Raw genomic sequence first — 7,650 nt, 5'->3', positions numbered from 1 at the left:
TCGGCTCGTTCCTTGGACGTCACGATGCCCATGAACGGCTTGTCGGAGTGCTTCAGCGCCGAATGGATGATGTGGAGGTGTCGCTTCGGCACCGCAATTTCCATCGGCTCGCAGATGACCGAGCTCGACGAGTGCAGCGCCGGCGCCATGTAGGCGAGCTTGTGGAAATTGTTGAGGTCGGCGAGCGTGCCATAGCGCCTGTTGTTGTCGAGGTCGCGCACGTAGGGCGCGCCGTACATCGGCACGAAGATGGAGTTGTCTCCACCAACGCGCACCGTACGCTGCGGATTTCTCGCATTGAGCGTAAACTCCGACGGGACCTTCGATATGAGCTCCATCAGGAGCGCACGGTCGATCCGGACACGAGTTTCCGAGACATCGGCTCCGGCGGCCTTCCACAGGGCGATCGCCTCATCGTCGCGAAATTCGCAGCCCACCTCTTCGAGGATCGAGAGCGACTCCTGGTGGATCAGTTCCACTGCCTCATCCGGGACCATCTGATACACGGGGATCTTGCGGACCAGGGTCGGAAACGACGCCATGGGAATTCCCCGCAGTGTCTTGCGCCCTACGCGGCCACCCGCTCGACGGTTGGCAGGTTCGATTACTTCAGCGGCCGGTGCGTTCATGGAAACTCGATCCTCCCAGATTCAGTTATCTTAGCGAGACGATAAATGGCTGTGACGCTGGAAAATTCTAATCAATGCGATAAGCTGTGATTATGGGTAGCTTGCGACATCTCTTGCCCTCCGCGAACGGGCTAATCGCTTTTGAGGCAGCCGGCCGTCTGCTCAATTTCACAGCAGCCGGCAAGGAACTCGGCATGTCCCAGGCAGCGGTTTCACTCTCGATTATACGCCTTGAGGAGCAGTTCGGTACGAAGCTTTTTGTCCGCCGGCATCGAAAAGTCGAACTCACCGAACCGGGTGCCCGCTTCTTTGCCGACGTGACACTTGGGCTTTCTCATATTCAGAAATCTGCGGAACGCCTCAAGGCATCTGCCGATGGCAACCACGTCACGCTGTCGGCATCGACCGCGTTCGCTACGCTATGGATCGTTCCTAGACTGCAACGTTTTCGGGAAGAGTTGCCAGGAATAGAGTTGCGAATCCAAACCAGCGATCGCGATCTCGATCTTGCCGCTGAAGGCATACCCCTCGGCATTAGGGGCGGTGACGCTGATGACTTCCCGGATTACGGGCTGCTACCGATGGCGCCAGAGGAAATATATCCTCTGTGCAGCCCCTTGTATCTCGACCGCCACGGAACGCCGCAAACGATCGAGGACTTATGCAAGCATCGACTGATCCACTTGGATGAGCCGCATAGGCCGGCGGTAACTTGGCCAGACTGGCTGGCCGCCGCCGGGGTGGACGGCGCCCTCGCCCCACAAGGCCTTCGCATCAACGACTATGTCTCGGTCATTCAGTCCGTTTTGGAAGGTCAGGGCATCGCCCTTGGCTGGGCACATCTAACCGACCGACTGATAAGAAGTGGGAGCCTGGTTCGGCTAACCAACTATATTCATCGTACCGGAAAATCATTCAACGTCGCCTGGTCTAAGTCTCAGGAAGTTACCGGCCATGTGGCATCTGTCAGAGATTGGCTAGCCAAGCAGAGTTCGTTTTGAGCCGCGCCGAAAGTGCTGGTGACGCGGTGCTGCAAGCCGCGATCAACGCGGGCCGGAGCATTCCGGACTGCAACAAGCCTTTTTCGGCGCGGCCCGTCCTTACCAAGGCTGGTTGGCCGGCCCCACCGTGAACTCGTTGATCGTCGTGTCCTCGGGCTGGTCGATAGCAAAGCCCACGACGTTGGCAATCCGGTCTGGCGAGATTCCGTATTGGTCGTAGATTTTTTTCATCTGCTCGGCCATTCCCTTGTCGCTGATCGCGTCCAGCAACTCGGTATTGATCGCGGCGGGATAGATCGTCGTGGTGCGGATGTTCGTCCCTTCCATGGCGGACTCCATGCGCAGCACCTCCATGAAGTCGCGCACGAACCATTTTGTACCGCCATAAACCGCACCACCAGGATAGGCCTTGAGCCCGGCGACCGACGAAGTCGCGACGACATGTCCCGATTTCTGCGCGATGAACGTCGGTAGCACATCGTTGATGGATTTTTCCAAGATCGTCGAAATCTTCGATGCCAGCTCCGTCTCCTTCGTCTCGGTGACACAGCAGTTCAACACCACGACCTCGATGGGCAGGCTCACGCTCAATGTACTTTTGTCCTTCGCTCAGTTCGAGCGGGAGGTCACCGCGGAGCGTATCCGTGACAAGATCGCCGCGTCGAAAAAGAAAGGCATGTGGATGGGCGGCGTTGTGCCGCTAGGCTATCGCGTCGAGAACCGAAAGCTCGTGATTGACGAAACAGAAGCGCAAACAGTCAGACACCTGTTCGCCCGCTATCTCACTCTGAAGTCGGTCCGAGATCTCGTTGACGAGGCGGCGAGCGAGGGACTCTCGACACGATCGCGACAGCGCAAAGACGGATCAGTTGCCGTCACCCTGCCGTTTGGTCGCGGCAACCTTTACCACCTGCTTTCGAACCCGGCCTACGTCGGCAAGATCAGGCATAAGGATCGGGTCTACGATGGAGAGCACGAGCCGATCATCACGTCTGCCACATTCGAAGAAGCCCAGGCACTCCTCGCCTCGCAGGCGCCGCGGCGACGAAGCCAGTCGAATGTCACGCAAGCGCATTTGCTCACCGGTTTGCTCTTCGATGAAGCGGGCGAGAAACTGCGATCGGTTCATGCCAACAAGCAAGGTGTTCGCTACCGCTACTATGTCTCAAGGCAATTCGTCGACCAGCGCCGAAACGGGTCCGAGGGCTGGCGTCTTCCAGCGCCAGTACTTGAATCAGTTGTTGAGCATCGCCTGAATCGGATTCTCAGTGATCAAGCCCAACTGTCTGATTGGATTCGGCAATGGGCCGAGGCTGGCGAAATCCAGTCGGGGATGCGGCGAGTCGAAGAGTTGCGGTCGCGCTGGGCTTCAGACACTGCAGACGCTAAGCGATCCATGCTTCAAAGGATCGTTCGCAAGATCACCCTCAGGCAGGGGTCATTGACCATCGACCTGGATCGCCGCTCGCTGTCGGAATTGCTTCTCGACCGGGTCATTCCAACCAGCGATGGCGCCCATGTAACTTCCATCGAATGCCCAATCGGCATGAAGCGGCGCGGCGTCGAAACGCGGATCTTGCTTACAGACGGATCTAACATCAGCCGAGAACCCGATAGTGCGTTGATCGACCTTCTGCGTCGAGCCCACTTGTACCTCGGCCAACTTACCGACGGAGCCCACCGAAGCCTCACCGACGTTGCCATGCTCAACGGCACCGATACATCCGAGGTCAGCCGCCTCCTGCCCTTCGCCTTCCTTGCTCCGAAAATTGCGGCCAACATCGTTGCAGGTGATCAACCTGTTGAACTAACGGCCCACCGGCTGTCCCGATTGTCGGACCTCCCCCTCGCCTGGGCTGACCAGGCTGCACGCCTCGGCTTCTAACCATCCGGCGAGCATCTCGCTGATCAGTCGACCATCACTTTGGCAAACACTTGGCTACGGCATTCGCCCGACAGAGACGGACGACCAAAAGTCAGGTGTTTTGGGCCGTCAATGCGTCGTCTCAGCCAAGTGTTGCCCACTACCGCGCGCTAACCCACCGAAATGTCGGAGCTATTCTGAGACGGATGGAAGCCCCGGAAATCGTGTGGAGTGGATGGTGGGCCCGGAGGACGTGTTAAAGTCGTTGATTTCATTGACTTTTTCGTGGGCCAAAATCAGAAATCTTCCCGCATCGTCTCGTATGGTTCCGCTGAGCTCCCGACTCTGCGATCACCCGAGACGGCCATAATTTTCGCCGGCGTTCGGCACTGCCGAACAACCTTGAGACAAACCTGCCGATTTGCCCTTCAGTACAAGCGCAATGCAGGCTGGAGTGGAAGCTTTAGGGCCGGCATTAAGCGGTGCGCCTTGCGCACGTGTTCGGGAGGATATCGGGCACAGGTGCGGAGGTACCGGTTCGCCGATCGGAAAATCAGGGAGGAAACAATGGCTGGCCTTAGGATGAGTGCGATGAATGTCGGGCCTCTCAGTTGCGCCACAAATCTGCTGGTCGCTTTGGCGCCCGGCAATGTCGATGTGCCGACCACTTCAGTGGTCATCGAGCATCCGGTGCACGGGGTGGTTTTGTGGGACACAGGCATCAATGAAGCTGTCGCCGACCCAGACCGAGGAGACGCCTACTGGGGCCCGGGTCTCCGCGCTGCTTTCGGCACGCATGGCTTCAAGCGCGAACATGTCGTCGATGCGCAACTTGACAGATTGGGCATCCAGCCCAAGGACGTGCGTTATGTCGTCTATTCGCATCTCCACCTCGATCATGCCGGAGGCATGTCGTATTTTCCCGAAGCCATACACGTCGTCCAGCGGGACGAGATACGCTACGCGCTATGGCCCGATGCGTGGACCCGGCCGGTCTATTGCCAGAACGACTATCGCGACATTCGCAAGCTGAACATTCTGGAAGTTGAAGGCGATCTCGATCTTTTCGAAGACGGCACCTTGAAGCTAATAAAGGCGCCGGGTCATGCGCCCGGCCAGCAGGTGCTTGTCGTCAACCTGCCGAACCGCGGACGCGTTTGCCTCGCGGCAGACACCGGCCATCAGCGAGGCGGATTCGATAACATGGTTCCGATGCCTTGGGACTGGAGCACCAGCGCGACATCGACGACGCGCATGCGGATGAAACAACTCGAACGCAGCGGCGTGCCTTTGTTTTTCTGCCACGACGCGGGCGATTTTTCGAAACTTCCGCAGGGTGGCGAATTCTGGGACTGATTTTGTTCGCTGCCCGGTCGGACGACGTCCGACCGGGCAGACAAACGTCGCGTCGTTGGAAAACATAGCGGAGAGATGAAATGACGATGGCAGTCAGACGCCACATGATCGGCGTCAATGGCATCCGCATGCATGTCGCGGAAGCAGGCGAAGGCCCTCCGGTCGTGCTTCTCCATGGCTACCCTGAGACGTGGCATGCGTGGCGCCATCAATGGCCAGATCTTGCCCGCGACTATCACGTGATCATGCCTGATCTTCGCGGCTACGGTGACAGCGACAAGCCGGACGCCGGATATGACAAACGCACTATGGCCGAGGACATCCGCCAGTTGGTGGCGCATTTCGGATATGATCGTATCGCTCTCGTGGGACATGATCGAGGCGCGCGCGTCGCTACCCGGTTCGCCAAGGATCATCGTAGGGCGGTTGATCGTCTGGCCGTTCTCGACAACATCCCCACGCGGGTCGTATTCAACGCCACAGACGCGAAGCTCGCGAAACTCTACTGGTTTTTTTATTTCCAGCAGGTTCCTCACCTGCCAGAAGCCCTGATTGAAGGACGCGAGGAGATCTTCCTGCGGCACTTTTTCAGCGGCTGGTGTTACAACCCCGGCGCTATTGAGGACACCGCGGTTGCCGAATATGTGCGCGCCTATTCTCAACCCGGTGCGCTGCGCGGGGCGTTCAACGACTACCGGGCTGGCTCTGTCGATCTCCAGCAAGACGTCGAGGATGCCGACAACCTGATCGATTGTCCCGTGCTCGCCCTGTGGGGCGCTGATTTCGAACTCGTCGGCAAGACATTTGACGTGCTCGAGGTCTGGAAGGGCATGGCCCGGAACGTACGCGGCGTTGCGATCCCCGAATGCGGGCACCTTCCTCAAGAAGAACAACCGAAACGCGTTACCCAAGAACTGCGCGACTTCCTGGCCGGGTGGAGCAACTGATTTCATGAAACTTCTGAACTTTCATGCCGCCGACGGCATCAGAACCGGCTTGCTGCGGGAGGACGGTGTAGAAGACCTCGCTGCTTCCGATCTGTGGCGTGGCCCTGCACCTGTTACACTGACCGACATCGACCGACTTGCCGCACGGCTTGGGCCACCGAACGGCAAGCTGGTGCCGCTCGAAAGCCTTCGCCTGGCGCCGGTGGTCACTGCTCCCGAAAAGATCATCTGCGTCGGGCTGAACTATCGCCGCCATGCGATCGAGGCGAATATGGCGATACCGACAACGCCCGTGATCTTCGGCAAGTTCGCCAATAGCCTAAGCGCACATGGCAGCCGCGTGGCTCTCCCGCCGATCGACACGAAATACGACTACGAAGCCGAGCTGGGGGTCGTGATCGGCCGGGAGGCGAGAAACGTCGCTGCCCACGAAGCGTTGGCATATGTAGCCGGCTATTGCTGCGCAAACGATCTCTCCGCGCGTGGCGCGCAGCTCTCCACCAGCCAATGGATGATCGGCAAGATGCTTGACGGTTTCCTGCCGCTCGGCCCACGTCTCGCCACCGCCGACGAGGTGCCTGATCCTCAGGCTCTCCGGATCAGCTGCCGCGTCAACGGCGAGTTGCGGCAGGATTCCTCGACCGGCGACATGATCTTCAGTGTCGCGGAAATCATCGCCTTCCTCAGTCGGCACGCGACACTGAAGCCGGGGGATGTGGTCGTTACCGGTACGCCGGAAGGCGTCCTCATAGGGCATAAATCTCCGGTCTGGCTGATACCGGGCGATGAGATAACCGTCGAGATCGACGGGCTTGGCAGCCTCACAACCACTCTCACCGCACCCGAAACAAGCCCATGAAGACGATCCTGGTGACTGACCATGTCTTTCCAAATCTCGATCCGGAAAGGTCAATCCTGGACGGCGTCGGCGAATTGAAGCTGGCTGGAGCCGCTAGCGAAGCCGAATTGACAGAGATGGCTCGCGAAGCCGATGCGGTGTTGAACTGCTACAGGCCTCTTTCGGCGGATCTCGTGGGTGCTATGGAGAAGTGCCGGATCATTGCGCGCTACGGTATCGGCGTTGACACCATCCCGATGCGGGTGGCGACATCGCGTGGCATTCAGGTGACCAACGTTCCCGACTATTGCATCGAAGAGGTCGCCGACCACAGTCTGGCGCTTGCCCTGGCGTTAACCCGAGGCATCCTGCGGGGACTTGACCAGACAAGGGCTGGCGGTTGGGACGTAAAGTCTCTCCGCCCAATACATCGGCAGCGCGGGCGCACGCTTGGTACCGTTGGCTTTGGGCGTATCGCGAGAGCCCTTGCCGAGCGGGCGAAGGTACTGGGCTATGACGTAATCGCCTTCGATCCCCATCTTTCAGAGGATGTGTTTGCCGCGGCCGGGGCGCGTTCCGTCGACCTTGACACGTTGTTTGCCGACTCTGATGTTGTATCATTGCATGCGCCGCTGACTGCGCAGACCCGCCATATGGTGGATGCCCTTCGGTTGGCAACGATGCGACCCGGTTCCATTCTTATAAACACGGCACGCGGCGGTCTTGTAGACTATCAAGCTGTTGCTGCGGCCTTGCGGGAGGGAACGCTGGGAGGCGCAGGGCTCGATGTGCTCGACTCTGAACCGCCACCGTCTGACAGCACGCCGTTCTCGGAGGTGCCCAACCTTATCGTGACGCCGCATCTGGCGTTTTACTCCGAGCAGGCGGTGATTGAGCTCCAGCGCAAAGCAGCGCAACAGGTGCGCGCCATCTTGACGGGTCAGGCCCCCGACTATCCGGTCAATTCGATCTGATCATGCCTGATAAGGAATGATGGCGCGAGCAGAAAGCCGCC

8 protein-coding genes are annotated in these 7,650 nt (G+C 59.0%); 6 read left to right on the top strand and 2 right to left on the bottom strand.

Annotated elements, in window-relative coordinates:
- Positions 1–629, bottom strand: a 629-nt coding sequence (locus AC1DVW_RS28720) for a trimethylamine methyltransferase family protein (protein WP_477327659.1), incomplete at its 3' end; no start/stop codon positions are given.
- A 92-nt stretch (positions 630–721) separates the two neighbouring features.
- Here AC1DVW_RS28720 and AC1DVW_RS28715 point away from each other — a divergent pair.
- A complete protein-coding gene (locus tag AC1DVW_RS28715) occupies positions 722–1,630 on the top strand; it encodes a LysR substrate-binding domain-containing protein (protein ID WP_477327662.1) in 909 nt (302 codons plus the stop codon).
- 99 nt (positions 1,631–1,729) lie between these two features.
- Here AC1DVW_RS28715 and AC1DVW_RS28710 read toward each other — a convergent pair whose 3' ends face one another.
- Positions 1,730–2,128, bottom strand: coding sequence for an SDR family oxidoreductase (locus AC1DVW_RS28710; protein WP_477327657.1), 399 nt, complete (start codon positions 2,126–2,128; stop codon positions 1,730–1,732).
- Here AC1DVW_RS28710 and AC1DVW_RS28705 point away from each other — a divergent pair.
- The 5 genes from AC1DVW_RS28705 (at position 2,115) to AC1DVW_RS28685 (ending at position 7,609) form a co-directional block, all read left to right on the top strand.
- Positions 2,115–3,515 carry a recombinase family protein gene (locus tag AC1DVW_RS28705; protein WP_477327655.1) on the top strand — a complete coding sequence of 467 codons (1,401 nt, stop codon included), beginning with the start codon at positions 2,115–2,117 and terminating at the stop codon, positions 3,513–3,515. The two genes, AC1DVW_RS28710 and AC1DVW_RS28705, sit on opposite strands and share 14 nt — an antisense overlap.
- Before the next feature lie 615 nt (positions 3,516–4,130).
- Positions 4,131–4,850: an N-acyl homoserine lactonase family protein gene (locus AC1DVW_RS28700; protein ID WP_477327653.1), complete on the top strand. Its 720-nt coding sequence runs from the start codon at positions 4,131–4,133 to the stop codon at positions 4,848–4,850.
- An 80-nt stretch (positions 4,851–4,930) separates the two neighbouring features.
- On the top strand, positions 4,931–5,797 hold the full coding sequence (locus AC1DVW_RS28695; RefSeq protein ID WP_477327651.1) for an alpha/beta fold hydrolase: 867 nt from the start codon (positions 4,931–4,933) through the stop codon (positions 5,795–5,797).
- A 4-nt stretch (positions 5,798–5,801) separates the two neighbouring features.
- The gene (locus AC1DVW_RS28690; protein ID WP_477327649.1) at positions 5,802–6,656 is read left to right on the top strand and encodes a fumarylacetoacetate hydrolase family protein; all 855 of its coding nucleotides are present in this window, start codon (positions 5,802–5,804) and stop codon (positions 6,654–6,656) included.
- A complete protein-coding gene (locus AC1DVW_RS28685) occupies positions 6,653–7,609 on the top strand; it encodes a C-terminal binding protein (RefSeq protein ID WP_477327647.1) in 957 nt (318 codons plus the stop codon). The genes AC1DVW_RS28690 and AC1DVW_RS28685 overlap by 4 nt, the downstream gene beginning before the upstream one ends.
- The last annotated feature ends 41 nt before the right edge of the window (positions 7,610–7,650 follow it).

This window comes from Mesorhizobium sp. P3_B5 (genome assembly GCF_056402815.1).
The sequence above is the reverse complement of the archived record's forward strand: the minus strand, read 5'-3'. Positions and strand labels throughout refer to the sequence as shown.

Excerpts from the sequence above, each read along its gene's own strand:
- AC1DVW_RS28705 (WP_477327655.1), top strand. The coding sequence starts at position 2,115 with ATGGATTTTTCCAAGATCGTCGAAATCTTCGATGCCAGCTCCGTCTCC.
- AC1DVW_RS28715 (WP_477327662.1), top strand. The coding sequence starts at position 722 with ATGGGTAGCTTGCGACATCTCTTGCCCTCCGCGAACGGGCTAATCGCT.
- AC1DVW_RS28690 (WP_477327649.1), top strand. The coding sequence starts at position 5,802 with ATGAAACTTCTGAACTTTCATGCCGCCGACGGCATCAGAACCGGCTTG.
- AC1DVW_RS28685 (WP_477327647.1), top strand. The coding sequence starts at position 6,653 with ATGAAGACGATCCTGGTGACTGACCATGTCTTTCCAAATCTCGATCCG.
- AC1DVW_RS28695 (WP_477327651.1), top strand. The coding sequence starts at position 4,931 with ATGACGATGGCAGTCAGACGCCACATGATCGGCGTCAATGGCATCCGC.